This is a genomic window from Gammaproteobacteria bacterium, from assembly GCA_016199745.1.
Lineage (GTDB): Bacteria > Pseudomonadota > Gammaproteobacteria > Acidiferrobacterales > Sulfurifustaceae > JACQFZ01.
In genome coordinates this window covers 132,567-158,252 of record JACQFZ010000070.1, presented here as the reverse complement: position 1 = coordinate 158,252, position 25,686 = coordinate 132,567, and the positions used below count along the sequence as shown (strand labels likewise).

Here is a 25,686-nt window from a genome sequence, read left to right as displayed (position 1 = left end):
AGAGGGGCTTAGTGCTTCGACGTAGCGGAAGCTAAGTGTATCGATGTTAATTTTGTTATCGAAAAATTGTTGGGGAATCTTCTGGACGGAGTGCTCATGGCGGAGTATGCAGCGATGCGATACGAACAGCGTTGGCGCGGTGGCGAGCCAAAACGTATCGCTGTCTTTCGCGCACTTCAGCTCGGTGACATGTTATGCGCGGTGCCGGCGTTGCGTGCATTGCGCGCGGCATGGCCGGGCGCCGAGATCGTGCTCATCGGCCTGCCGTGGGCCGCTCGAATTTCCCATTACCGACGACGAGCGGCGGCAAGCTTGCAAAGCGCGCAGGCATTGACGCCCGGTGGCTACGCCTGCGTGCATGTCGGCGCACAGAACGCTTTGCTGTGGTCGCCGACGCCTTGAGCGAGCGCGGCCTGCGCGTCGTGCTCACCGGTACTGAAACGGAGCGCGCGCTGACGGCGACGGTCGCGGCAGCGATGCACACCCCCTGTGTCGATCTCACCGGGCAAACGTCGGTCGGCGTTATGGCGGCGTTGGTCGCCGACGCGCGGTTGCTGGTCGGTAACGATACGGGGGTATCCCACATTGTTGCTGCGCTAAAAGTTCCGAGCATAGTGATTTACACTGGGTCATCGCCCGCGCGCTGGGCCCCGCCAAACGCCGACCGACATCGACGCGTGTTTCATTCGATAAATTGCCGGCCGTGCGATCATTGGAGCTGTCCAATAGGCCATCCGTGCGCGATTAGAGTAACGACAGCGGCAGTGATGCGGGAAATCGACGCGTTACTTATATAGAGGGAGAACAGGGAGCCGATGAATCGTCTTATTTTTAGAGAGGGAACGCCTCCATGCGACCGCTACGCGTCCTCACGTGGCATATCCACGGGAGTTATCTTTATTATTTAAGCCAAGCGCCCATCGAACTTTATGTGCTGTCGAAGCCCGACCGCGGACCGGGTTACGGTGGTAAGTCCGGGCATTTTCCGTGGGGATCGAACGTGCACGATATGCCGGTGGCCGAATTGCCCGGCCGGATGTTCGATTGCGTACTGTTCCAATCGCCCGAGCATTATCTCAAAAACCAGTACGAGATTTTGTCGAAGGCGCAGCGCGATATTCCGCAGGTTTACCTAGAGCACGATCCGCCGCGCGAATCGCCGACCGACACGCCGCATGTGGTCGACGATCCGAACGTGCTGTTAGTCCACGTCACCCATTTCAACCGGTTGATGTGGAACAGTGGTCGTACGCCGACGCGGGTCATTCCGCACGGTGTGAAGGTGCCGCCGAATGTTTCCTACACCGGCGAGCTCGACCGTGGCATTGTCGTCGTCAATCATCTGAATCGCCGCGGGCGTCGTCTTGGTAATGATGTGTACTGCAGCGCCCGGCGCTCAGTGCCGCTCGACTTAGTTGGCATGGGTGCCGACGAGAGTCCCGGGGGATTAGGCGAGGTGCGGCACGATCAGTTGCCCGAACTCCAAGCGCGCTATCGATTCTTTTTTAATCCGATCCGCTATACCAGTCTTGGCCTGGCGGTATGTGAAGCGATGATGCTCGGGTTACCGATCGTTGGGCTGGCGACCACCGAAATGACAAATACCGTCCAGAACGGCATCTCCGGTTATCTACATAATGATGTCGATCAGTTGGTCGATGTCATGCGCGCCTTGCTCGACGATAGTGCCGAAGCGGAACGCTTGGGCCAGGGTGCGCGCAAAGTGGCGCAAGACTATTTTCACATCCATCGCTTTAGCCGCGATTGGGAGCGGACTTTCGCCGATGTCGCCGGGCAACGAACGCAAACACGCTCGGCGTATGCGCCACCGTCGGTCGAACGGGTATCGCAGCCGCAACAAAGCCCGCCCTGAGGTTAACGACTAAATCCAACAATAAAGCTAGCGTTGCCCGGTAACGGGCAACGCTCGTACGATTTCCACAAATAACGATGTGGCAGGATGCCCATGCTTCGTTTCATGAGTCTCAATCTGAATTATCGCGTACCCAAGCACGGAAAATGGAAAGCCCGGCGGACATTAATCGCCGATGCCGTGCGTCAAGCCGATGTCGATGTCGTCGCATTGCAAGCGGTCGAGCGTGTCGACGGTTGTGGTCAAGCGGCTGAATTGGCGGCGTTGTTAGGTTATGAACACGTTACTTTCGTCGCCGCCATGAAGGGTAAGACCGCGACCCGCGGCTCGGCATTTATCGCGCGCCGACAGCTTGCCGATTTGGCGGTACATCGACTCAATCACCTCGGTAACCACGAGGACGGCGATCGCCGCATTGTTCTAAAGACCGGCATCGAAACCGCGGTCGGCCATGTTGACCTCTACAACGCACATTTTTCCTGGGTGCAGACGCAAGCGCTGAACAACGCCCGCGAGACAGTTGCCTTCCGCACGCCCGGACCGTCGCTGCTGTGTGGTGATTTAAATAGTGCGCCGGACAGCGCCGCGGTGGAAACGCTGCGTCGTGCCGGTTGGACCGATGTGTGGGCGAGCCTGCGTCCGAACGATCCCGGTTGGACGTTCGAGTCCGATCGGCCGACGCAACGCATCGACTACGTGCTCGCCAGTCCCGAGTTGTATCCGCGTATTCAGTCGATTGAACGCGTTGCTGCCGCTGGCGACGGCATACGGTTGTCCGATCACTTAGGATTGGTGGTAACGCTGAACGACCGCCCACCATGAACCATCCGATCGCCATCGATAAAGAGGCGCGCGCCATCTCGATGATGCTTGTGTCGGTTCGATCAGCGAAATCTTTGATGCGGAAGCGCCGTTCACTCCCCGCGGTTACGTGCCGCAAGCGTGGAGCGTGGCGGCGGTGGTGCGGTGTTGGCTGAAGACCGCGTAGCGTCGCCGGCACCGGCGCGCGCGCAGGCGCAGGTCACGGTCGCCTCGTATAACATTCATCGTTGCCGTGGCTTCGATGGCCGCAACGATCCGGAGCGCGTAGCGCGCGTAATCGAAGAAATCGAGCCGGACCTCATCGGCTTACAGGAAGTGGAATCGCATTTCGGTAACGGTCCCGATATTCATCAGTTGAACTACTTGGCCGAAGAGACCGGTTATCAAGCCGTAGCCGGTAGCACCATTCTGCGCGCCGATAGTCACTACGGTAATGCGCTGCTGACGCGCCATTTGGTGCTCGAGGTGCGCACGTATGACGTCAGCGTCGGCAATCACGAACCGCGCGGTATTCTCGACGTCGATCTTGAGGTGCATGGCCAACGATTGCGTGTGCTGGTAACGCACTTAGGATTGTTTTCACGCGAACGCCGCCGGCAAACGCGAATATTGCTCGATGCGGTACTCGCACATCCCGACGAGCCGGTCGTCATCTTGAGCGATTTTAACGAGTGGTTGCCGTGGCGCCGGCCGTTACGGTGGATGCATGCGCGTCTCGGCAAGCAACCAGCGTTGAATACGTTCCCATCAGTGTGGCCGGTGATCGCACTCGATCGCATCTGGGTGGCGCCAACCGTCAACCTGCTCAATATTCAGGTTCACGACTCGCCGCTGGCGCGCGCCGCTTCCGATCACTTGCCATTGCGTGCCGTGGTAAATCTGAATCTGTAAGTCGACGCTTTTCTGTTCGCATTAATAGCTCATCACCTGTAGCCCGGATGGAGCGAAGCGTAATCTGGGGTTACGTTGAAGGGGTTGCGCAACGATACGCGACGGTTTGCGGCGGGTTTGCACGCCGCCGCCGCACCGTTTTGGCAATCCTGGTTGAAGACGATCGGGCTTGCCGCTTGACGCAAGATCGCTACTGGGCGGACACCGCTGCCGTTATGTCGACGGCAGACGGTGCACTGGTAGTCAGTAAGTCTTCGAAATATCTAATGCTGTCGACCAATCCTTCTTCCAGCGCAATCCGGGGTGTCCAGTCGAGCAGCGCTTGAGCGCGCGTAATATCGGGCCGCCGGCGTCTGGGATCGTCGTGCGGCAGTGGCTTGAACACGATTCGTGAGCGCGATCCGGTCAGGTGCTTGATCATGCGCGCTAGTTCGCGCATAGAGTATTCCTGTGGATTGCCGAACAGCTCGAAGTTTGGGTTATCGAGCAATTCGAAAACGTTACGCCGACGACCGGTATAGAAATTGTCGACACACAGAACCTCGTGGCCCTGTGCTAACAACCGTGCGCATAAGTGCCGACCGATGAAGCCAGCACCGCCAGTGACTAAAACCCCTTTAGCCGTTGTTCCTTCCATGCGTGTTCCTCTGGTTTTTTGACTGCAATCAGACGGGGGTCAGCGCTTCGGGTCAATGCGGGGCAAGCAGTAGCGAATTCTCCCGTCTTTTTGATAATTACGCTGACCTTTTCCACTAGGGGTTAAGGGGTTTAGGATAGGTCTTTGAGAAAGCATCAATATAAAGTTGTAGCGCGGGGGTGATATGAGGGCCGTTTGCTGCAACCATGATTGCGCGACCTGAGATTGACCGACTCGCGCCGATAGCGGGCCTCTTAATAAGTCGCCGCTCGTACCGGCAACGGTTTTCTATTGTTCCTCGTTATTGTTTTCTGAAGAGTTGTGCCGCTTACCGACGCACCGATATTTCCTTGCGCGCGTCTTCTGTTCTTAGACTGAACAGCCCCGGGAGTTTGCCATGAACCGTGCTTGTCGCTGTTTGCTTGGGCTAGGGTTCTTGCTGGTCGGGAATGTGGCCGCCGCCGATATGACGGTCATCTATCCACGCTCCGTTTCCGCCAGTGACAGCCAGTATGTGTACGACTACGAATTGCTGCGGCTCGCGCTGAAAAAAACCCGATCGACTTACGGCGACTACGAGCTGCAGCGGTCGATGGTGCCGATGAATCAAGCGCGGGCGGCGGAAGAGATCATCGGCGGCAGTAAAGCGATCAATATCTTTGCGCGTTCGACGTCGATCGAGCACGAGCAGCGCATGTTGCCGATCCGCATACCGATCGATAAAGGCTTGATCAGCTATCGCGTGTTCCTGATTCGGGCCGAAGACCAACCGAAGTTCGCGGCGGTGCGTACGCTCGATGATCTGCGTCGATTCAGTGTCGGCTCGTTTACGACCTGGGCCGATACCAAAATCTTACGCGACGGCGGATTCGACGTCGTCGTCGGCGACAGCTACGAAGGTTTGTTTCAGATGTTGGCGGCCAAACGGTTCGATTTTTTTTCGCGCAGCGTCGATGAAGCTTACCGAGAGCACGACGAGCGCAAAGAACAGCTGCCGACGCTGGCGGTCGAACAAACCATTCTGCTGTATTTTCCGACAACGCGTTATTTTTTCGCCCAGCGCAGCCCGGAGGGTGAAAAACTCGCGCACCGGATCGAGGATGGTTTGAACCAAATGATTAAAGACGGAAGTTTCGATGCGTACTTCCGCAAGCACAAGGGCCCGCTGATCCAGCGGGCCAATCTGACAAAACGCAAAGTGTTTCGCATTCCCAACAATTATTTGTCGCCGGAGACACCGTTACAGCGCCGAGAACTTTGGTACGAAGCGCTGACCGATCGCTAACGCGAGTTATCGTCGCCGCACGCCACGGACGGCGTTGCGATTAAGCAACCTGGACCGATGCTTCACTTTTTAAGGCGGGCGTTGATGCAACTAAAGCTACGCGCTTCCATCATACTGGCTGTGATTGTGGGGCTTATGATCCCGGCGACGGTCAGCAGTATGTTGACCCTCGGCCAACGCGAGCGTGAGCTCGACCAGCGGTTGGCGTCGGACCATCAGCGTCTGACGGAAATCATGGCGCTCGGTATGCAAGAGCCGCTGTGGACTTTTAATGCGCAAACGGCGCGGCCGCTATTGGACTCCGTGCTCAGCGACCCCCGCGTGGTTGGGGCGGTTGTGCGCGATATGAGACTCGGTATCTTTCTGGCGCAGGAACATCCGGAGCGGCGCAGCGGTCGACAATTTACGCTCGAGCGGCAAGTGGTTTACGGTGGCAACAATGTCATCGGTTCGGTGGCGGTGGAAATGGACACCGGCTTGCTCGATGTCGCGGTCACGGCCGATCGCTGGAGCTTCGGGCTAACGGTCGTCGGCCAATTGTTGTTGAGCCTGTTGTTGATCGTCGCGTTGTTGCAGCTGCGATTGCTGGCGCCGATTCGACGATTGTTACAGGAATCCGATCGGCTCGCGCGGCGCGAGCTGGCGGCGCCGTTCGTTTGGCGGCGCAACGACGAAATCGGCAGCCTCGGCAGCAGTCTCGAGCGCACGCGCCAATCGTTGCGAACGCTGTTTGGCCAGCTGGAATCCAAAAACCGCGAGCTGCAAGACGACATCGAGCGGCGCGCATTGATCGAGCAAGAGTTACAGCGTCATCGCGATCATCTGGAAGAGCTAATTAAGGAGCGTACCGCCGAGCTGCAGGTAGCGAAGGAGCGGGCTGAGCTGGCAAGTAGCGCCAAGAGCCAGTTCCTCGCCAATATGAGCCACGAATTGCGCACGCCGTTGAACGCGATATTGGGCTACGCACAAATACTTAAACGTGAGCCGCGGCTGACGGAGCAACAAGCGGCCGGTATCAACACCATTCACCAAAGCGGCGATCACTTGTTGATGCTGATCAACGATGTTCTGGATCTGGCGCGGATCGAAGCCGGTAAATTCGAGCTCTGTCCGGCGCCATTGAATATCGCCACATTCCTGCGATTGCTGGTCGAAATCGTATATGTAAGGGCCGAGCAGAAGAGTTTGCTATTTCAATGCGATGCCGCGCCGGAGCTACCGGAGGCCGTGCTGGTCGACGAAAAGAGGTTGCGCCAAGTATTGCTAAACCTGCTGGCCAACGCGGTCAAATTTACCGATCGTGGTGAAGTGATGTTGCGCGTCAGAGCGTTGGCGAACGGCAATGCCCACGCCTACTTGCGCTTCGAGATTGAAGATACCGGCATCGGCGTCGCACCGGAAAAAGCGGATGCGATTTTCGAGCCGTTCGAGCAAGCCGGCGATGTGCACCATCGGCTCGGTGGCACCGGTCTAGGCTTAGCCATCAGTCGGCAGCTGGTGCGGTTGATGGGTAGCGAGATTTATCTGGAAAGTCGGCCGGGGAGCGGCAGTCGTTTTTGGTTCGATTTGCGTTTGCCGATTGCGTCGACCAAGTCGGTTGTTGTGCCGCTGACCGGCATGATCACCGGCTACCACGGCGTGCGTAAGCGTGTGCTCGTGGTCGATGATGTCGCTGAAAACCGTGCGGTGGCGGTCGACATGTTTGCAACGTTGGGTTTCTTGACGACTGAAGCTAAAAACGGACTGGAAGCACTGCCGCAAGTCGAAACATTCAATCCCGATTTGATTTTGATGGACGTTGTCATGCCGGAGTTGGACGGCCTGGAAACGACGCGGCGCTTGCGCCAACGTTATGACTGCGACCAGTTACCGATCGTTGCCGTCTCGGCACGGGCCTCGCGTGGCGATGAGACGCAAGCGCTCGCCGCCGGTGCCGATGCCTTCGTGCCGAAGCCGATCGATTTCGACAAGCTGTTATTGATGATCGGCGAGCTGTTGCAGTTAACATGGATTCGGCAACCGAACGTCGAGCCGGTACCGGAGGTTGAGCCGCGCGGGCCGTTAGTTCCGCCACCGCCGGCAGAATTGGACGTCCTGTATCAATTGGCCAAAGCCGGCAGTATGCGCGATGTTCGCCGGCGCGCTGCGCACGTCGCCGGGTTGGGCGATCAATACCGTCCATTCGCCGATAGGCTGCGCACGTTAGCGCAGCATTATCAATCCAGAGCTATCCTCGCATTCGTGGAGGAGTATCGAGATGTCAGCCAGTCACAGGAGTGACGCTCCGGAAATGCCACACGTCGACACGATTCTGATCATCGACGACACGCCAGCCAATTTGGCGGTGTTAGTGGAGCATTTGGAGGAACGCGGTCTTCGTGTCGTCATTGCGCAAGATGGCAGCGAAGGATTGGAACGCGCCGAGTATGTGCGGCCCGATTTGATTTTGCTCGACGTTATGATGCCAGGCATCGACGGCTTCGAGACCTGCCGTCAGCTGAAGGCGGCAGCGACGACACGCGACGTGCCGGTAATCTTTATGACGGCGCTCGAAGACGCCAGTCACAAAATCTTGGGCTTCGGCGCCGGCGCTGTCGATTATGTCACTAAGCCGCTGCATATCGCCGAAGTGTCGGCACGCGTCGGTGCGCATCTGGCGCTACGTGTTATGCAACGTCTATTGGCCGATCAGAATTCCTTACTACAACATGAAATTGTTGTGCGTGAGCAAACCGAGCGTTCGCTGCAAGCGGCGCGCGAGGAGCTCGAACAGCGGGTGGCGCACCGTACCGCCGATCTGGCGAAGGCGAATCTGGCGTTGATGGCGGAAGTCTCGGAGCGCGCATGCGCGGAAGAGGCGATACGCGAGCGCGAAGCGCGCATTCGCCGATTGGTCGAGTCCAATATCATCGGCGTATTTTTTTGGGACTTAAGCGGCGTCATCACTTACGCCAATGATGCTTTTTTACGCATCGTGGGTTACACGCGCGACGAGTTGCAGTCGGGCCAGATGGATTGGTCAAAATTGACGCCAGCGGAATATCGCGCGGCCGATACCCATGCTAGTGACGAGCTTGCCCGAACCGCGCGCTGCACACCGTATGAAAAGGAATACTTTCATAAGAATGGGCACCGCATACCGGCGCTGATCGGCAGAACGTTTTTTGAAGGCTCCAAGAATCAGGGGGTCGCCTTCGTCGTTGATTTGAGCGAGCGCAAGCGTGCGGAAAAGCGCATCCGTCACATGGCGCATCACGATGCACTCACCGGGTTGCCGAATCGGGTGCTATTCCGCGATCGGCTGAATCAGTCGATCGCGTTGGCACGACGCAATGATCAGCGGGTAGCGGTGTTGTTCGCCGATCTCGATCACTTCAAACATATTAACGACTCGCTCGGACATCACATCGGCGATCGTTTGTTGCGTGTCGCCGGTCGCCGACTGAAGCGTTGCCTGCGTGCCGGCGATACCGTCGCTCGGCTCGGCGGCGATGAATTCGTCATCGGCTTACCGGCGCTTACCGACAACGACGACGCCATGGTGATCGCGGATAAGGTGTTGCAGGCGTTGCGCGAGCCGTTTCGCATTGATGGACAGGAGCTGCATGTGACCGGCAGTATCGGCATTAGCTTGTATCCCGGCGATGCGCTCGATACCGAGGGTCTGATGCGAGCCGCCGATACGGCGATGTATCACGCTAAGGATCGCGGGCGCGACAACTATCAGTTCTTTTTGCCGAGACTGAACGAGGCGGTGCAACGACGGCTGACGATCGCCAATTTATTGCACCATGCGTTGCAACGCGGCGAGTTGCAGTTGCATTACCAACCGCAGGTACGGTTGCCGGACGGCAAGATATTCGCCGCCGAGGCGTTAGTACGTTGGCAACCACCGGAGCTCGGGCCGATTCCTGCAGCCGAGTTCATTAAGGTGGCGGAAGACACGGCGTTGGTGGTGCCGTTGGGCGAATGGGTGATACGCACCGCGTGTGCGCAATTGAGCCGCTGGCGTGCCGCCGGCTATCCGGATCTCTGTATCGCCGTCAATTTATCACCGTACCAATTTCGCCGGCCGGGAATGGCGGAGTTGATCGCGACAGTCCTTAAGGAAACCGGTTTGCCGCCGAGCGCATTGGAAATGGAGATTACCGAGGGTGTGTTGGTGATGCAGAATTTCGACAACATCAGCTTACTGAAACAACTCGCCGGCATGGGCGTGCGACTCGCGGTCGACGATTTCGGTACCGGTTATTCGAGTTTGGCGTATTTACAGCGTTTGCCGTTGCACGCACTCAAGGTCGATCAGTCGTTCGTCAGCGGCATCGGTGAGGATCCGAACGACACTGCGATCGTGACCGCCATCATTGCTATGGCGCAGAATCTACACTTACAAGTAATTGCTGAAGGCGTCGAGAATCGGGAGCAGATTGCGTTCCTGCAGAAGCACGGGTGTTTCGCCGCCCAGGGTTTTTACTACAGCAAGGCGGTAACGGCCGAGGCGTTTACGGCGTTATTACGCGGGGAGGTGCCCATTCCGCAAACCCGCGAAGGAGTGGCGTGAGGTACGCCTCCGTGGTGGATTTAGTGCACGACTCCGGTTAACGTTGGCCTTTTTCGGGTGGGGGTATTATGGCTATTTCAGAAAAATCGACCAAGGTCGAACAGTTCGATGCTGTGGAATTATTTGCATTTGCACGTCTCGCTGTCGATCGCGGCGATTTGGAAGATGCGTTGTTCAAGCTCAAGCAGGTACTGGCAACAGTCGATCCGCCGGCCGACGCAATCGCCTTAGCGGCAATGGTTTATGCGCGGTTGCGGTTGTTCGATCGCGCCGAAAAACTGTATGAGCGTTATTTGGAAAAACATCCGAATGCGGTATTAGAGCGGTTTCAACTAGGCATGACGTATTATGACGGCGGCAAGCCGGTGCCGGCGCTCGAGGCGTGGGAGAAGGTACTCAAGGATCAGCCGCGTCATCCGCCGGCGTTGTTTTATAAAGCGTTGTTGCTAGCGCAGACGGGAAAGACCGGCGACGCCAAGCAGATGTTGGATGTTTTGCTGAAGTCGGCACCCGCCGACAACCTCTATTTCGGCCGCGCCAAGGAGTTATTGCAAGCGCTGGAAGCCGGCAAGGCGCCGGAGTCGGCAACCGCTAACATCGGCGCTATGCTGCCGACCGATGCTTATCGTACGGATCACTAATGACCGACTTCGCACAAATTCGTAATCGTCTCGACCGTTACAAGCAATTTTTAGCGGCCGATCCGCGTAATACCAGCTTGCTGGCCGAAGTGGCGGAGTTGCGTATGCAGCTCGGCGATTTTGACGGCGCCCGGGCGGCGCTCGATACGGCGCTGGGATTATCGCCGACCCACCCGGGCTTGCGATCGCAGCGAGCGGTGTTGGCCATCGCCAGTAGCCGTCCCGAAGAGGCGGTCGAGTTATTGCAGGGTTTGATCGCCGATGGCGTCGATGCGCCGGCGGTTCGTTATAACTTCGGCTACGCGTTGATGTTTACCGGAAAACACCGGGAAGCGGCCGATCAATTCCTGGCCGTTAGCACTGTCGCCGATGCGCCGTCGGACACGTCGTTGATGTTAGCGCGCGCATTGCATCACCTCGGTGACCTCGACGGGGCGATGCAGCATGCCAAGACTCATCTTGAGAAGCACCCGAACGACGCGGCCGGTTTAGGTTATATGGCGTTGCTGTCGTTGGATTCGACCGAGATGACCGCTGCTAAAGAATATGCCGAGAAGGCGCTGGCGAGCGACGGCGACAATTCCGAGGCGCTCGTTGTTCTGGGCTCGTTCGCGCTGGAGCATCAAGACGAAGCGGTTGCTAAAGAGAATTTCGAGCAGGTGTTGGCACGGCGACCGAACAACGGTCGCGCCTGGAGTGGGTTGGCGTTGAGCGAAATGTTGGCGCTCAATATCGATCGTGCCAAGGAGTGCTTGGGACAGGCGTTGCAATACATGCCGGAACATATCGGCACGTGGCATGTATTGGGTTGGTGCCAAATCGTGACGGAAGATCTCGCCGGCGCGCAGGCGACTTTTGCCAAGGCGTTGGCGATGGATCGGAATTTCGGCGAGACCCACGGTGGTGTAGCGGTGGTGGCGGTCTTGCAGGGGCGGGTGAAAGAGGCCGAAGAGGCGATGCGCCGCGCCCTCAAGTTAGATCCGAAATCCTTTGCCGGACGGTTTGCGCAGAGCTTATTGCTGGCGCATGCCGGTAATCCGCAAGCGGCCCAAGCCCTGGTCCAGCGTATTTTGCGTTCGCGTGTTACGCCTGAGGGACAGCCGCTCGAAGAGACGCTGGCGAAATTTTTGCGAACCCGAAAAGTCTTGCCAATACCGCCGGCAAAAAAATAATAATAAGCTCAGAAGCTTACTGGGAAAAATTGACTCAAATTCTCAGCGCTTTTAGCTTTTAGTCAGCCTTGTGGTAACGGCGCGCGCTCCAGCGTGCGGCGATTCCCGAGCTCCGTGTTATTTCAGCGATTTGCCGTTTTTGGAAGGAAGAGACCAGCAGCGGATCTTCCTTAAGAGCTTGCAGTAACTCGTTGGTGCTCATGACATTCATCGACACTATCCCAAAGGGCAGTGTCGGAAAATTGACACCCCTACTTAGCTCATGGTGTAGTGCGCGTCGCTCAGGATCGGACAACCAGCGGAACAAAGAGATTATCCGCCACAATGGAATTTTGTTTAGGGAGGGAAGGCCGTTAACAGATAAAACTTAAAAAGTTGTCGTAGTAGCGAGTGCCTTCGTCATGGGGGATTTAAGTAGTGAATTAGCGCTCGCGCTGTCCGCAGAAATGCTGCGAACCGCGTTGTACGTCGCTGCACCCATCTTGGGTTTTAGCATGTTGATCGGGCTCCTCGTCAGCATGCTGCAAGTCGTCACCCAGATCCAAGAAGTCTCATTAACCTTCATTCCGAAAATCCTGACGGTCGGCCTGGTGCTGTTTTTGTTCGGCGCCTGGATGCTGAGCACTATCGTTCAGTTCGCCTCGACGGTTATCGGCAACATCCCGTCGTATTTCTAGCTATCGATGACGATCGCAATCGAAACGGCGTGGATTTTTGTCATTGCGCTGGTCGCTTTGCGCTTCGGCGCGGTGTTGGTGATGACGCCGCTTTTTAGTTTCGGCGGTGTGCCGGCCAATGTGCGCGTGCTATTGGTGCTGGCGTTGTCGGTGCTGATGGTGAGTGCGACCGGCATTGACGGTGCCGTGGTACCGACGTCGGTCGGTCAGATGGTCGCCGCCGGGCTGTCGGAACTGGCGCTTGGCGCCATGCTTGCCTTCGGCTTGTTCACCTCGTTCGCCGTGTTTCAACTCGCCGGACGCATCATCGACATTCAGCTCGGCTTCGGTATCGCCAGTATTATCGACCCGGCGACGCGTACGCAGTCGCCGCTCTTGGGTACGTTTCTCAATCTGCTCGCGATCGTCATGTTCTTCGCCATCGACGGCCATCATTTGCTGATTCGTGGCTTGGCGTTCTCGCTCGAGCAAATACCGCCGGGTACATTGTTGACCGATATCGATATCGGCGCCGTCGTTGCCCAGTTCGGCGGTATGTTCAGCTACGCGTTGGCGCTGGCGGCGCCGGTGCTGTTCGTTATTCTGCTGATCGATGTGGCGCTGTCGGTGATGGCGCGCAGCATGCCGCAAGTGAACATCCTCGTCGTCAGCTTGCCGCTGAAGATTTTTGTCGGCTTGATCATCCTGGCGATTTCGTTGCGATACATCGGACCGCTGATGACGCGCGTGTTCGAAAATCTGTTCGATTACTGGCACAACTTGATGACGAGCGTCGCCCATGGCTGAGCAAGATCATGACCGCTCGGAACAGGCAACGCCGTTTAAGCTGGAAGAGGCGAAGCGGCGCGGTCAAGTCAGCCGCAGCATGGACATCAACGCCTTCGTCGCTGTCGCTGGCGCGCTGGTGGTGATGTGGTTGTGGGGCTGGAAAATGATGACCAGCGGCTTGCGGCTGGAGCGGGCGATTTTCGATCGCGCTCACAATTTCGATTTTCACATTCCGGGGCTGATCGATTGGGCAACCGATATCGCCTTGGCGCTCGGTCAACTGTTGGCGCCGTTCGTCGTATTGATCATGGTCCTCGGCATTCTTTCGAACATGGCGCAGACCGGGCCGATCTTCAGTTTCTTCCCGCTCAAGCCCGATCCCAAGCGGCTCAATCCGGTCGAGGGCTTCAAGCGGGTGTTCTCGCTAAAAATGTTGTTCGAAGGTGTGAAAACGCTGATCAAGCTCAGTCTGTTCGCGACCGTCGCCTACTTCGTGATCAGGGCGCTGTTGCCACAAGTGCTGGGTCTGATCGCCGTCGACCCGCGTGCCTATCCGCTGGCGCTGTTCGATCAAATCTCATCGTTGCTGTTCAAGCTGGTACTGGTGTTGCTGGCGGTGGCGCTGGTCGATGTGCTGTACACCCGCTGGGACTACGGCAAGAAGATGCGCATGAGCCGGCGCGAGCTGAAGGAAGAAGTGAAGCGACGCGAAGGCGACCCGCAGGTGCGCGCCAAGATCAAAGAACTGCAACGCGAGGCCGCCAAGCGCAGCAAGTCGGTGAGCCGCGTGCCGGAAGCGGACGTGCTAATCACCAACCCGACGCATTATGCGGTGGCGCTCAAGTACGAACGCGGCACCGCCGGCGCGCCGCGCGTTATCGCCAAAGGCGTGAACGATATGGCGCTGACCATGCGTAAGGTTGCCGCTCGCAATGGTGTGCCGATGATGGAGCGGCGCAGTTTGGCGCAACAGTTGTTCCGCGAAGTCGACATCGATCAACCGATTCCGTCGGAGCTGTACGAGCCGATCGCACGCGTGTATGCCGATCTTTACGCTAATAAGGACGCGGTTGTGCGCGGCGGGATAGCGTCATGATGCAAGTCCTGCGCAAGGTACTCGGTAAGCAGGGCGACTTGGTGTTGGTGGTATTGATCACCTTCATCCTGATGCTGCTGTTCGTGCCAATCCCGTCGTGGATGCTCGACTTCCTGCTGATTACCAACTTCAGCTTCGCATTGTTGATCCTGTTGCTCACGTTCTACATGGGCAAGCCGCTGGAGTTCTCGACGTTCCCGTCGTTGTTGCTGATTGCGACCTTGTTCCGGCTTGGCCTCAACGTATCGGCGACGCGCTTGATCCTCGGCGCCGCCGACGCCGGTCACGTTATCGGCGCCATCGGTGAATTCGTCGTCTCCGGCAATTACGTCATCGGCTTGATCGTGTTTTTGGTGCTGATCGTCGTGCAATACGTGGTCGTGACCAACGGCGCGCAACGTGTCGCCGAGGTGGCGGCGCGATTCACGCTCGACAGCATGCCCGGCAAACAGATGGCGATCGACGCCGATCTGAACATGGGGCTGATCGATCAGAACGAAGCGCGCGAGCGCCGCAAGAACGTCGAGCGCGAAGCTAACTTCTACGGCGCGATGGACGGCGCCAGCCGTTTCGTTAAAGGCGACGCCATCGCCGGCATTCTCATTGTCCTGATCAACATCGTCGGCGGTCTCGCCATCGGTGTTTCGCAGATGGGCATGAGCTGGGGCGATGCGCTGCAGACCTATACGCTGCTAACCATTGGCGACGGTATCGTCACGCAGGTACCGGCACTGATCATCGCCACCGCCACCGGCATCATCGTCACCCGCGCTGCGACCGACGCGCAGTTGAGCGACGAGGTGGCAAAGCAAGTCACGGCCTATCCGAAAACTATCTTGCTGGTCGGCGCTGGCCTGGTGGCGTTGCTGTTCCTGCCGGGTATTCCGCTGTTGCCGGTGCTGGTATTGCTGACGATCACGTCGTTGCTGTTCTGGTTTGCATTCCGCGCTTGGGGTAAACGCGAGCTCGAGACTGCCGATGCCGGTAAGGCTGCCAGCGGCGACGCCGAGGATCTTTATGGCTTGCTGACGGTCGAGCCGATCGAAGTTTCGATTGGACAGAACCTGATCCCGCTGGTCGGCGGCGACAATAGTTTATTCATGGAGCGTATCGTTGCGTTCCGCAAGCAGTGCGCGCTCGACGCCGGCTTCGTCTTTCCGAAAGTGCGGGTCAAGGACAATAAGAAGCACGGGCCCAATCATTATCAAGTCGCGGTGTACGGCACTAAGGTGGCGGAAGGCGAGATCGTCGCCGATCGTTTGCTCGCCATCAGCCCGAACGGCGAACGCGGGGCGTTGGACGGCGTGCCGGCACGCGATCCGACGTATGGCTTGCCGGCGGTTTGGATTGTCGAAGATCAACGCAAGCGCGCCCGCGATGCCGGTTACACCGTGGTCGATCCGGCGACCGTCATGCTTACGCACTTGACCGAAGTCATCAAACAACAATCGCCGAATCTGCTCACGCGCGCCGAGACCGAACGCATTATCGGTCGCGTGCGTGAGCAACAGGCGAGCTTGATCGAAGAATTGATTCCGAAGGTGCTAGCGGTCGGCGAAGTGCAGAAGGTGTTGCAAAACCTGCTGCGCGAAAAAGTTTCGATTCGCAATATCGAAGCGATTCTCGAAGTGTTGTCCGATTTCGGCGGCCGCAGCCGCGATCCGGAACTGCTGACCGAGCACGTCCGTGAACGCTTGGGTGCTTCCATTTGCCAAAGTCTGACTAACACCGAAGGTGAGTTGTACGTGTTGACGCTCGATCCGTCGATCGAGCAGGCGATCAATGGATCGATTCGCGCGGTCGATGAGAAAGCGACGTTAGTGCTGGAACCGAAGTTAGCCGAGCAACTGTTACGTCGTATCGCCGGCGAAGTCGAGAAGATGATGTCGAACAACATGATGCCGGTGGTTCTGTGCTCGCCGGTTTTGCGGCGCCATTTGCGTCGTTTCACTGAGCGCGTTATGCCGCAGTTGTCGGTGCTATCGCTGTCGGAAATTCCGAATAACGTCAATCTGAAGGCCTATGGAATGGTGTCGGTATGACGATTCAAACCATCGGCGTTCCCTTACCGAATACATCGCGCGCCGACGCCGGCCGTTTCTTCTTGCCGGGCGCGAAGGAGTTCGCCAGCGAGTTGCGTCTGGGCGAAGTCATCAAAGGCAAGGTGCTGCGGCAGTACGACGGTAACCGTTACCTCGTTAATTTCGGCGGCCAAGAGCGCGTGGTCGACAGCGGTATTCCGCTGCAGACCGGCGATTTGATTCATGGCCGCGTCATCGGCCTGGGTGACCGCGTCGAATTACAGCGGTTGTATCCGAACGACGGCGAGGCGCCGGCGGCCGATGCGCGCGCCAATACCGTGCTCGATCCGCAAGCGCGCGGCTCGAACCGGTTGGACGATTTGCTGGCGCGGTACAACGTGCGCTTGAGCGCCGACGATCAAAACGCATTGGCGGCGGCGGTGCGCCGTGCCGCCGACGGCGGTGCGATGGCGTTGAGCGGTGCGCTGCTGGCGAAATTGGGATTGAAGCAGGCGTCGGAATTGTTGTGGCCGGTCTATAACGCGTTGCTGCGTAAGACCGACGGCGTTGGACTACCGGTCGCCGCTGATGCGGCGGTAAAGATCGAAACCGGCAATGGCGAAGCGCCGACGTTATCGCCGGCGGCATTGCGCCGGTTAGCCGATGCGATCGACAAGGCCATCAGTGACTCGCCGGAAGAAAGTGCCGACCAAAGCGCCGACAGCGTTATCGATCCGCAAGCCGTGCCGGTCGGTCTACCGCCGTTGAAGGCGATAACCGACAACGAGTCGAACGGCCAGCGCGATCAACAACAGCTTGCGTATTGGTTGCTCAACGCACAGGCGGACGGTGCGGTTGCGCATCGATTGGGGACTTTGCCGTTGCTGGTCGGCGGCCAGCTGGTCGAAGTGGAGATGTCGTTCTTCGAGCAGCGCCGCGACGCCGAACAGAAGCCCGACGCCAAGCACCGCAAGCTGATGTTCTCGCTCAAAACGCAAAACCTAGGTCGCGTCGAAGTCGTGGCGCACTTGTCCGGTGCGCATGCGCGCGTGCAGATTGCCACGCAAGATCCGGAGAAGACGGCGCTGGTATCTGGCTATGCCGAGCAGTTGAAAACGGCGCTTGCCGGCAGCGGTTGGGCGATCGACGAGATCGCCTACCAAACGCAGCAGGACGACGGCAAGAGCCGGGTCGTGCGCTCGGTCGTCGAGCACGTGGTTAGCCAGGATTCGTTGAGTCGATGGGTATGACGACCTCGGAGCATTCATCGCCGAAAAAAGTCGTCGGCCTGAAATATGAAATGGGGGAGGGCTTGCCGACCGTCGTGGTCAAGGCGAGCGGTAACGCCGTTGACGAGGTCTTGCGTGCGCGCAGCCTCGTCAACGGTCCGCCGGTGGTGCAGGACGCGCAGTTGGCGGATCAGTTGTATCGCTTACCGATGGACGGACATATCGGCCCGGAATTATTTCAACTGGTGGCGGCGCTGTTGGCGCATGTGTTCGCCATCGAAGAAGCAGAAAAGAGGAAGGGCAATGCGTGACGCACTTGCAGTAACCGAGTTGGGCATGTTGAACGACGTTCAGCGCCTGAATTCTATCAGCCATAACGTCGCTAACGCCGGCACCGTCGGCTTCAAGCGCGAGGTGGTGACGATCCAGCCGTTCGTCGAGCACTTGGCGCAAGCCAACGATGCCAACGACTCGACCATGCCGACGCAAACCTCGCCGTCGACCAGTATTCACATCGACCATAAGGCCGGCACGTTGAAGTACACCGGCAATCCGTTGGACGTGGCGCTGGAAGGCGATGGGCTGTTCGCGGTGTCGACGCCGATGGGTGAAGCGTACACGCGCCAAGGCAATTTCCATGTCGACGCCAACGGCCGGTTAGTGACCGCCGCCGGCTATGTCGTTATGGGTGAGGGCGGCGACATCAGCGTTACCGTGCCGGATCCGCGCATCGATGCGCAGGGTCGGGTGTGGGAAGGCGCAACGCAGGTCGGACAGCTGAAGATCGTCAGCACGAACGATATGACGACATTGACGCGTGCCGGCGAAGGTCTGTTTCTCGCCGGTGAAGGCACCAATATGAGCGACGCCAGCGGTGTCAATGCGCGCCAGGGTTTCGCCGAGATGTCGAACGTCGTGGCGATGAACGAAATGATCAAAATGATCGAAACGGTACGGCATTTCGAGGCGAGCCAGCGGTTGCTGCGCGGATACGACGCCATGATGGATCGTGCGATTAATGCCGGCGGTGAAGTTTAAATTTATATAAAAGTCGCACAGGGGAGTCACAACAATGATTGATTCGTTATACATCGGCGCCACCGGTATGCAGGCGCAGCAAATGAACATCGACACCGTTGCTAACAATCTGGCGAATGTGAACACCGCCGGCTTCAAGCGCAATCGGGTCGAATTCGAAGACTTGCTGTATCGGACCATGGACGCGTCCAAGTCGGACAACGCTAATGCCGCGCGTTCCGGTATGGGCACGGCGATCGCTTCGTCCGGCAAAGTCTTCACCGTCGGCGAACTGAAGAAGACCGAGCAACCGCTCGACCTCGCCATCCGCGGCCAAGGTTTCTTCGAAGTCACGTTGCCGGACGGTACGCTCGGTTACACCCGCTACGGCGCGTTGCAGTTGAACGCCGACGGCGCGTTGGTTACGCACGATGGTCATCCGTTGAGCAACTCGATCCAAGTGCCGAGCGATGCGACCGCTATCGTCGTCGAGGCCGATGGTCGCGTGCTCGCTAATGTACCCGGTCAAACCCAACCGATCGACATCGGCCAGATCGAATTGGCCAACTTCGTCAGCGCCAACAATCTGAAGCCGGTCGGCGACAACCTCTATCTCGCGACCGAAGGTTCGGGTGAAGCGTTGCGCAGTCAGCCGGGACAAAACGGCGTCGGTAACCTCGCCCAAGGTTTCATCGAATCGTCCAACGTCAAGTTGATCGACGAGATGATCAATCTGATCGTTGCCCAACGTGCTTACGAAATTAATTCGAAAGTGGTGCAGGCGTCGGACGAGTTACTGAGCATCAGCAACAACCTGTTTCGATGAAATCGTTCGTTAAATTCGCCGCCGCTGTCGGCCTGATCGCGTCGATGTCGGCACTCGCCGGCGGTGACATGCCGATTGTGATCGGGTTACGGTCGCAAGCGACCGTAACCGGCGCGCAAATTCGCTTGGCCGACATTGCCGATATCCAAGCGGATGCGGCCGTGCGGCAGCGGTTGGCGGTGGTGCAGATCGCATCGGCGCCGCCGATCGGTGGCCGGCGTGTGCTCGAGCGCGAGCAGGTCGCACGGGCGATGCGTCAATCCGGCGGCGAGTTGTCGTTCTCGATCGAAGGCAGCGACACGATCGCGATCGAACGGCCGGCGGCGGAATACGACGGCGCGCAATTGCTGGCGGCGGCGCAGGCGCATCTCGCCGAACATTTGCGCGGCCAAGTACCGACCAATGCACGTGTGCAAATCACGCCCGTTACCAACGTTCCGTCGTTCCGCGGACCGGCCGGGCAGTGGCGCGCGGCACCGCGGCCGCTGCGTGGAATCGGCGTCGCCAAGCGCATGTGCGTTTGGCTCGACATCGAAGTGAACGGCGCGATTTATCGCAGCTTGCCGGTATGGTTTGCGGTCAGTGTTTATCGGCCGGCGTTGGTAACGCGGCGCGCCTATGGATCGAAAGAGCCGATCACGACAAACGATATCGCCATCGAGGAGCGTGACGTTGCCGCGTTAGCGAGCCCGCCGATCGCGGCGGATACGGCATTGACTGGTTTGCGGACACGCCGCTTCGTCGCCGCCGGTAACGTGCTGCAGGCAAGCGATATCGAGTCGCTGCCATCGATCCTGGCCGACCAAGAGGTCGACGTACATGTCATCACCGGACCGATCGCGATCGACACCAAAGCGGTCGCACAAGAAGAAGGCAGCATCGGCAAGATCATTCGTGTGCGTAACCCGGCGAGCACGCTGACGTACACGGCGAAAGTCGTCGGCGATAGAAAAGTTTTAGTGACGGAATAAGAGGAATCGTATGCGCATATCGACACTAACGATGGCATTGATCGGCGCGCTGCTGACGGCGCCGGCGGGTGCTGACAGTTTGTTCGACGCGACTCAGTTTCGGCCGTTGTCCGGCGATCAGCGGGCGCTGCGGGTCGGCGACAACTTGACCGTTATCGTCACCGAGTTCGCGAGCCTGACTACCAGCGCGCGCACCGCGACCGACAAACAAGCGGATTTGGGCGTGAACATCACCGGCTCGACGTCGGGTACTAAGTTCGGCACCGGCAATGTGTCGGAAGATTTCAGCGGCGGCGGCAAGATCGAACGCTCCGGCAAGTTGGTGGCACAGCTGACCGTGGTCGTGCAATCGGTCGAGGCCAACGGCGATCTGCGGGTGAAAGGCGAGCAGGAAATCGAATTCAACGAAGAGAAGCAGATGCTGTACGTCGAAGGCCGGGTCCGGCCGCAAGACATTCAGTCGAACAACTCGGTGCTATCGACCCGGTTGAGCGACGCCAAGATTCGTTACACCGGCGACGGCTTGCTGGCCGAGAAGCAAAGCCCGGGCATTCTCACGCGGTTTCTGGGCTGGTTACACATTCTATGAGTCGGCAAAAGACGTTCATTGCATTTGTTTTCGGATTGGCTTGTGCGTTAGCCACGCACGGCGCGCTTGCGGGCGTCCGCATCAAGGACCTTGGCCGCATCGACGGTGTGCGCGACAACATGGTTGTCGGTTACGGCATCGTCACCGGTTTGGCCGGCACCGGCGATTCGGCGCGCAGCCAAGTGACGTTACAAACCATCAGTAACGCGCTGCGTGAATTCGGTGTGGTCGTCAATCTGTCGCAGCTAAACAGTCGCAACGTTGCCGGCGTCATGGTAACGGCGACGTTGCCGTCGTATGCCCGTGCCGGCGACAAAATCGATGTGAACGTATCGTCGATGGGCGACGCACGCAGTTTGTCCGGCGGTACGTTATTGATGATGCCGCTGTACGGCCCCGATCGAAAAATTTACGCGTTGGCGCAAGGTCCGTTGTCGATCGGCGGTTTCAAGTACGACCAGAACGGTAATGTCGTCCAGCGCAATCACCCGACCGCGGGCGTGATCTCCGAAGGCGCCACGATCGAAGTTGGCGTCGACACGCACATCGTCAAAGACGACGGTCAGATCGGCTTGCTGCTGTTCGATCCGGATCACACCACCGCCAGCCGTATCGCCGGCGCCATCAACGAGAACTACGGCAAGAACATCGCCAATGCGCTCGACGCCGGTCGTGTGGCCATACGCCTGCCGGATGAAGAATCGACCCACTTGGTAAATTTCGTCTCGCGGATCGAAAACATCAGTATCGAGCCGGATCAACGTGCGCGCGTGGTGGTGAACGAACGCACTGGCACGGTCGTATCCGGCGGCGATGTGCGGATCTCGGCGGTCACCGTCACCCACGGCAACCTGCGGGTGGCGATCGTCACCGACTATCAGGTATCGCAACCAGGCGGTGTGCTGGTCGAGCCGAGCGGCAATGTACGCACCGAGACGGTGCCGCAGACGCGCATCGATGTGCAAGAAGATTCACTGAGCAGCGTATCGCTGCCGGCCGGCACGCGGGTATCCGAACTGATCGGCGCACTCAATCGCATCAAGACCAATACGCGCGACGTGATCAATATTTTGCAGAGCATCAAGCGTGCCGGTGCGCTGCATGCGGAGCTGATTGTTCAATAACGTTTCCCTCTCCCCGAAGGGGGAGAGGGGGTAATGAATAGAGAATTCCCTCCGTGGCGACGGCGGTAGGGCGATAACGAACAACTAGGGAGGACCGTCGCACTTTTTTGAGGTGGTCAGAATGATGATTAATGAAATTAACGTAATGTCGACCACGCCGCCGAGCGCTAGCGCGGCACCGACGCAACCGACACAAGTCGTCGCCGAGTTTGATGCGATGGTGTGGGAGTTGTTGTTGCGCGAGAGCGGTTTGATGCAGGCGTTCGAGTCCGAGGAATCGGAATCGATGCCGCTCGGCGATTTTTTCTTACAAGACTTCGCGCATGAGCTGGCGACGCAAGTCGATTTGGGCTTTGGCCGCATGGCGCTAGCGCAAGCGACGGAAACTTCGGCAACAGAGGTGCAAAAGTGACAGAGATCAATTCGGTATCGAGCCAGGCGACGGCGCAGCTGGTGACATTTGCCCTCAACGCGTCGATGGCCAAGCACGCGGCGTTCGCGACCAACATTGCCAACGCCAATAGCGTCGGTTACCGGCCGCTGTACGTGAGCTTCGACGACCATCTCGCCATGGTGCAGGGTCGCTTACTCGATCGCCGCCAAGATGCGTCGATGGCGCAAACGCTTGAATCGCTACAGCCGTCGCTGCAACCGATCGCCGATCCGACCGCCGACAAAGTTCAGGTCGATTCTGAAGTGGCGCGTATGGTGCAGAACACGGTGCACTACCAAGCGCTGCTGCAGGCCTACAACAAGATGGCGTCCATCAATCGGTTAGCCGTCACCGGAGGGAGATAATCCATGAATACCTTTTCCGCCTTTGAGATTAGCGCCGCCGGCATGAACGTCGAGCGCACCCGGCTCGATGTATCGGCGCTGAATTTGGCCAATGCCAACAGCACGCGCGGTCCGGATGGCACGTTGTACAAGCCGATGCGCGTGACCGCCACGGTTTCGCCGCAATCGTTCGATGCGATGTTGAACGGCATGATGCCGAACCAGGGCGTCGTCAGCCAAGTGCAAGTGACGCCGATCGACACCGCGCCGCGCATGGTGTTCGACCCGGGTCATCCGGATGCCGACGAACGCGGCTTTGTCGCTTATCCGGCGGTAAATTCGGTGACCGAGATGGTGCAGTTGATCTCGACCACGCGCGCTTATGAAGCCAACGTGCGCGCGCTCAACGCCGCCAAGTCCATGGCCATGAAGGCGCTTGAAATCGGCAGCGATCGCTAATGATTGACGCTATCAATGCCGTCACCGCCGCCGACGAACTCAGCCTGCAACCGACGGCGGTCGTTGCGCCGGAGTCGGTACCGACCGATTTCTCCACGTTTCTTTCCCGCGAGCTGGGCTCGGTCAACGACAAATTGATCAACGCCGACACGCAGGTGCGCCGTCTCGCCGTCGGCGAAACGCAGAACCTGCACGAGACCATGATCGCCCTTGAACAGGCCAAGCTGTCGTTCGAGCTGGTCGTGCAAGTTCGTAACCGTATCCTGGAGGCGTACCAGGACATCATGCGCATGCAGGTATAGGCCGTCGTCATGAATGAGATTTGGAAAAATGTAGTAACGGCTTGGGAGAACGCGGGACGTAGCGCGCGTTTGACCCTGGTCACGTTGATCGGCGGCATCATCGTCGTCGCGTTGCTGTTGGCATGGTGGTCGATGCGGACGAATTATCAGGTGCTATTCGCCGAGCTCGAGCCGCGTGACGCTGCTGCCATTGTCGATGAGCTGCACCGCATGAAGGTGCCGTACAAGCTCGCCGACGGCGGTAACAAGATTTTGGTCGCCGAAGATCGCGTGTACGACACGCGCCTGAGTCTGATGGGTAAGGGTGTGCCACTGGCCGGCGGCATCGGTTTCGAGATCTTCGACAAGAACGATGTCGGCATGACCGAGTACACGCAGAAGATCAACTATCAGCGCGCCATGCAGGGCGAGCTGGCGCGCACGATCATGGCGATCGATCAGGTGAAGCAGGCGCGGGTGCATCTGGTAGTCGCCGAGAGCAGCATCTTCAAGCGGCAGAAGGTCAAACCGAAGGCGTCGGTAAGCTTGGTGTTGAAGCCGGGTGCGTCGTTGAGCAACGAGCAGATCGTCGGCATTCAACGATTAGTTGCAGCGGCGGTGCCGAGCCTCGAACCGGCGGCGGTAACGGTGCTGGATCAGCGCGGAGTGACGTTGTCGGCGGCGATCGATGGCGACGAAGGTTTCGCCGCCGCCAGCGGTCAGCTGAAGCTGAAAAAGAACGCCGAAGAGTATTTCGTCCGCAAGATTTCCGAGGTGCTCGATCGCACCTTTGGTCCGGGACAAGCGATCGTCAGCGTCGACGTCACGCTCAACTTCGATGAGATCAAGCGTACCCAGCAGAGCATCGTTCCGCTGCGTAGCGGCAGTGCCGAAGTCGGCGCGGTCGTACGTAAGCGCGAGTCGAACTATCGCCAAGGTTACAAAGCCGGCGGCGGCGACGGTGCCCAAGGGTTGACGTCGACCAGTGAAGTCGAATACGAAGTCGGCAAGAGCGTCGAGCAAGTGGTGACGGCACCGGGCGGCATTCGCCGCGTCAGTGTCGGCATCATCGTACCGAAGCTCAACCCGCAGCAGATCGACCGTATCCATTCCGTCGTCAGCATGATCGTCGGCTATAGCGATGCGCGCGGCGACGCGATCGCGATTCAGCCGATCGACCAGCTGTTGAGCCCGGTCGAGGAAGAAGTGGCGGCTCCGACGACACCAGTGGACGCGGCTAATACGAATGCCGGTAACGGTTGGAGTTTGTTGACGAGGTCGAGCGTCATCGGTGCTGTAGTAGCAGCGTTGATCGGTATCGCTTTGCTTATCGGCTGGCGGTTGTCGCAGTCGCGGGCGCAGGTGCTGGTTGGCAATGGCGGATTGAGCGACAGCGAGCGCGACGCGCGATTGGTCGATATCAAAGCGTGGCTGGCGGCGGAAAAAGCAAAAGAATCGAGGTAAGCGGGCGATGGATGGTTTTCAACAAGCGGCGCTCAGCCTTTACGAGCTGAGTGATGCAGAGCAGCAGTGGTTATTGGCGCAACTGCCGGCAGACGACCGCCAACGGTTACAGGCGGCGCTCGAGGCGTTGCGCCTGCAGATGGCGTCGACCCATGTCGCTGCCGCCGCCGTCGCGCGCACCATCGAGGATGACCTTAATAAGGTGAAGCGCTGGGATGCGGCGACATTGGTCGAGGTGCTCAACGACGAGCCGGATTGGGTCGTCGTCGCCGTGTTATCGGTGCTCGACACGTCAATGGTCGAGCCGTTTCTCGAACAGCTCGGACTTCCGCGCGCTGCAAAGATCCGCTCGGCGTTGCCGAGCACACGCGCTGCACTGAAGCCGCGGTTGCAGGAAGTGCTGTTGGAGACGCTGTTGCGCAAGGCCAAGCAACGTGACTTGCCGGCATCGGCGGTCGCCGATTTCGAGTCAGTGCTCAAGCGGGCCGCGAATGCTGCTTAGGAA

28 protein-coding genes and 1 pseudogene are annotated in these 25,686 nt (G+C 58.5%); 27 read left to right on the top strand and 2 right to left on the bottom strand.

Features of this window, described 5'->3' with window-relative positions; genetic code table 11:
- Positions 1 to 114: 114 nt before the first annotated feature.
- The 5 genes and pseudogenes from HY308_18740 to HY308_18720 all read left to right on the top strand — a co-directional run bounded on the left by HY308_18740 (position 115) and on the right by HY308_18720 (position 3,586).
- Positions 115 to 797 (top strand): annotated as a pseudogene (locus HY308_18740) (glycosyltransferase family 9 protein).
- A 53-nt stretch (positions 798 to 850) separates the two neighbouring features.
- Positions 851 to 1,873: a glycosyltransferase family 4 protein gene (locus HY308_18735; protein ID MBI3900306.1), complete on the top strand. Its 1,023-nt coding sequence runs from the start codon at positions 851 to 853 to the stop codon at positions 1,871 to 1,873.
- A gap of 87 nt (positions 1,874 to 1,960) precedes the next feature.
- Complete coding sequence (locus HY308_18730) at positions 1,961 to 2,695, top strand: endonuclease/exonuclease/phosphatase family protein (protein ID MBI3900305.1); 735 nt, start codon at positions 1,961 to 1,963, stop codon at positions 2,693 to 2,695.
- 61 nt (positions 2,696 to 2,756) lie between these two features.
- The gene (locus tag HY308_18725; protein MBI3900304.1) at positions 2,757 to 2,861 is read left to right on the top strand and encodes a hypothetical protein; all 105 of its coding nucleotides are present in this window, start codon (positions 2,757 to 2,759) and stop codon (positions 2,859 to 2,861) included.
- Positions 2,816 to 3,586 (top strand): endonuclease/exonuclease/phosphatase family protein, encoded by a 771-nt coding sequence (locus HY308_18720; protein ID MBI3900303.1) that lies wholly within the window; start codon positions 2,816 to 2,818, stop codon positions 3,584 to 3,586. The genes HY308_18725 and HY308_18720 overlap by 46 nt, the downstream gene beginning before the upstream one ends.
- Positions 3,587 to 3,776: 190 nt before the next feature.
- Here HY308_18720 and HY308_18715 read toward each other — a convergent pair whose 3' ends face one another.
- On the bottom strand, positions 3,777 to 4,223 hold the full coding sequence (locus HY308_18715; GenBank protein MBI3900302.1) for a GDP-mannose 4,6-dehydratase: 447 nt from the start codon (positions 4,221 to 4,223) through the stop codon (positions 3,777 to 3,779).
- 397 nt (positions 4,224 to 4,620) lie between these two features.
- Here HY308_18715 and HY308_18710 point away from each other — a divergent pair, with 397 nt between their 5' ends.
- The 5 genes from HY308_18710 (at position 4,621) to HY308_18690 (ending at position 11,882) form a co-directional block, all read left to right on the top strand.
- Positions 4,621 to 5,508 (top strand): hypothetical protein, encoded by an 888-nt coding sequence (locus HY308_18710; GenBank protein MBI3900301.1) that lies wholly within the window; start codon positions 4,621 to 4,623, stop codon positions 5,506 to 5,508.
- Positions 5,509 to 5,592: 84 nt separating this feature from the next.
- Positions 5,593 to 7,788 (top strand): response regulator, encoded by a 2,196-nt coding sequence (locus HY308_18705; protein MBI3900300.1) that lies wholly within the window; start codon positions 5,593 to 5,595, stop codon positions 7,786 to 7,788.
- Between the two features lie 10 nt (positions 7,789 to 7,798).
- On the top strand, positions 7,799 to 10,069 hold the full coding sequence (locus HY308_18700) for an EAL domain-containing protein (GenBank protein MBI3900299.1): 2,271 nt from the start codon (positions 7,799 to 7,801) through the stop codon (positions 10,067 to 10,069).
- Positions 10,070 to 10,137: 68 nt separating this feature from the next.
- Positions 10,138 to 10,710, top strand: a complete 573-nt coding sequence (locus HY308_18695; GenBank protein ID MBI3900298.1) for a tetratricopeptide repeat protein — start codon at positions 10,138 to 10,140, stop codon at positions 10,708 to 10,710.
- Entirely contained in the window at positions 10,710 to 11,882 is a 1,173-nt protein-coding gene (locus HY308_18690) for a tetratricopeptide repeat protein (protein ID MBI3900297.1), read from the top strand. Before HY308_18695 ends, HY308_18690 begins: the two co-directional genes overlap by 1 nt.
- Positions 11,883 to 11,940: 58 nt before the next feature.
- Here the strand turns inward: HY308_18690 and HY308_18685 are convergent, their stop codons facing one another.
- Positions 11,941 to 12,084, bottom strand: coding sequence for a hypothetical protein (locus HY308_18685; protein ID MBI3900296.1), 144 nt, complete (start codon positions 12,082 to 12,084; stop codon positions 11,941 to 11,943).
- 199 nt (positions 12,085 to 12,283) lie between these two features.
- Between HY308_18685 and HY308_18680 the strand changes: the two genes are divergently transcribed.
- The 17 genes from HY308_18680 to HY308_18600 all read left to right on the top strand — a co-directional run bounded on the left by HY308_18680 (position 12,284) and on the right by HY308_18600 (position 25,683).
- Positions 12,284 to 12,559, top strand: coding sequence for a flagellar biosynthetic protein FliQ (locus HY308_18680; GenBank protein ID MBI3900295.1), 276 nt, complete (start codon positions 12,284 to 12,286; stop codon positions 12,557 to 12,559).
- A 6-nt stretch (positions 12,560 to 12,565) separates the two neighbouring features.
- A complete protein-coding gene (gene fliR, locus HY308_18675; GenBank protein MBI3900294.1) occupies positions 12,566 to 13,345 on the top strand; it encodes a flagellar biosynthetic protein FliR in 780 nt (259 codons plus the stop codon).
- Positions 13,338 to 14,423: an EscU/YscU/HrcU family type III secretion system export apparatus switch protein gene (locus tag HY308_18670; GenBank protein MBI3900293.1), complete on the top strand. Its 1,086-nt coding sequence runs from the start codon at positions 13,338 to 13,340 to the stop codon at positions 14,421 to 14,423. The genes fliR and HY308_18670 overlap by 8 nt, the downstream gene beginning before the upstream one ends.
- The gene (gene flhA, locus HY308_18665; protein MBI3900292.1) at positions 14,423 to 16,465 is read left to right on the top strand and encodes a flagellar biosynthesis protein FlhA; all 2,043 of its coding nucleotides are present in this window, start codon (positions 14,423 to 14,425) and stop codon (positions 16,463 to 16,465) included. Before HY308_18670 ends, flhA begins: the two co-directional genes overlap by 1 nt.
- Positions 16,462 to 17,694, top strand: a complete 1,233-nt coding sequence (locus HY308_18660) for a flagellar hook-length control protein FliK (protein ID MBI3900291.1) — start codon at positions 16,462 to 16,464, stop codon at positions 17,692 to 17,694. The genes flhA and HY308_18660 overlap by 4 nt, the downstream gene beginning before the upstream one ends.
- Positions 17,691 to 17,984 (top strand): EscU/YscU/HrcU family type III secretion system export apparatus switch protein, encoded by a 294-nt coding sequence (locus HY308_18655; GenBank protein MBI3900290.1) that lies wholly within the window; start codon positions 17,691 to 17,693, stop codon positions 17,982 to 17,984. Before HY308_18660 ends, HY308_18655 begins: the two co-directional genes overlap by 4 nt.
- Positions 17,977 to 18,711 (top strand): flagellar basal-body rod protein FlgF, encoded by a 735-nt coding sequence (gene flgF / locus HY308_18650; GenBank protein MBI3900289.1) that lies wholly within the window; start codon positions 17,977 to 17,979, stop codon positions 18,709 to 18,711. Before HY308_18655 ends, flgF begins: the two co-directional genes overlap by 8 nt.
- A gap of 34 nt (positions 18,712 to 18,745) precedes the next feature.
- The gene (gene flgG, locus HY308_18645; protein MBI3900288.1) at positions 18,746 to 19,516 is read left to right on the top strand and encodes a flagellar basal-body rod protein FlgG; all 771 of its coding nucleotides are present in this window, start codon (positions 18,746 to 18,748) and stop codon (positions 19,514 to 19,516) included.
- Positions 19,513 to 20,487 carry a flagellar basal body P-ring formation protein FlgA gene (flgA, locus tag HY308_18640; GenBank protein MBI3900287.1) on the top strand — a complete coding sequence of 325 codons (975 nt, stop codon included), beginning with the start codon at positions 19,513 to 19,515 and terminating at the stop codon, positions 20,485 to 20,487. Before flgG ends, flgA begins: the two co-directional genes overlap by 4 nt.
- 10 nt (positions 20,488 to 20,497) lie before the next feature.
- Positions 20,498 to 21,076, top strand: coding sequence for a flagellar basal body L-ring protein FlgH (locus tag HY308_18635; GenBank protein MBI3900286.1), 579 nt, complete (start codon positions 20,498 to 20,500; stop codon positions 21,074 to 21,076).
- Positions 21,073 to 22,200: a flagellar basal body P-ring protein FlgI gene (locus HY308_18630; protein MBI3900285.1), complete on the top strand. Its 1,128-nt coding sequence runs from the start codon at positions 21,073 to 21,075 to the stop codon at positions 22,198 to 22,200. The genes HY308_18635 and HY308_18630 overlap by 4 nt, the downstream gene beginning before the upstream one ends.
- Positions 22,201 to 22,321: 121 nt before the next feature.
- A complete protein-coding gene (locus HY308_18625) occupies positions 22,322 to 22,612 on the top strand; it encodes a hypothetical protein (GenBank protein ID MBI3900284.1) in 291 nt (96 codons plus the stop codon).
- Positions 22,609 to 22,998, top strand: a complete 390-nt coding sequence (locus HY308_18620) for a flagellar basal body protein (GenBank protein MBI3900283.1) — start codon at positions 22,609 to 22,611, stop codon at positions 22,996 to 22,998. Before HY308_18625 ends, HY308_18620 begins: the two co-directional genes overlap by 4 nt.
- 3 nt (positions 22,999 to 23,001) lie before the next feature.
- Positions 23,002 to 23,436 carry a flagellar basal body rod protein FlgC gene (gene flgC, locus HY308_18615; protein MBI3900282.1) on the top strand — a complete coding sequence of 145 codons (435 nt, stop codon included), beginning with the start codon at positions 23,002 to 23,004 and terminating at the stop codon, positions 23,434 to 23,436.
- Positions 23,436 to 23,738: a flagellar hook-basal body complex protein FliE gene (gene fliE / locus HY308_18610; GenBank protein MBI3900281.1), complete on the top strand. Its 303-nt coding sequence runs from the start codon at positions 23,436 to 23,438 to the stop codon at positions 23,736 to 23,738. The genes flgC and fliE overlap by 1 nt, the downstream gene beginning before the upstream one ends.
- A gap of 9 nt (positions 23,739 to 23,747) precedes the next feature.
- Positions 23,748 to 25,181, top strand: a complete 1,434-nt coding sequence (fliF, locus tag HY308_18605; protein MBI3900280.1) for a flagellar M-ring protein FliF — start codon at positions 23,748 to 23,750, stop codon at positions 25,179 to 25,181.
- Between the two features lie 7 nt (positions 25,182 to 25,188).
- On the top strand, positions 25,189 to 25,683 hold the full coding sequence (locus HY308_18600; protein ID MBI3900279.1) for a hypothetical protein: 495 nt from the start codon (positions 25,189 to 25,191) through the stop codon (positions 25,681 to 25,683).
- The last annotated feature ends 3 nt before the right edge of the window (positions 25,684 to 25,686 follow it).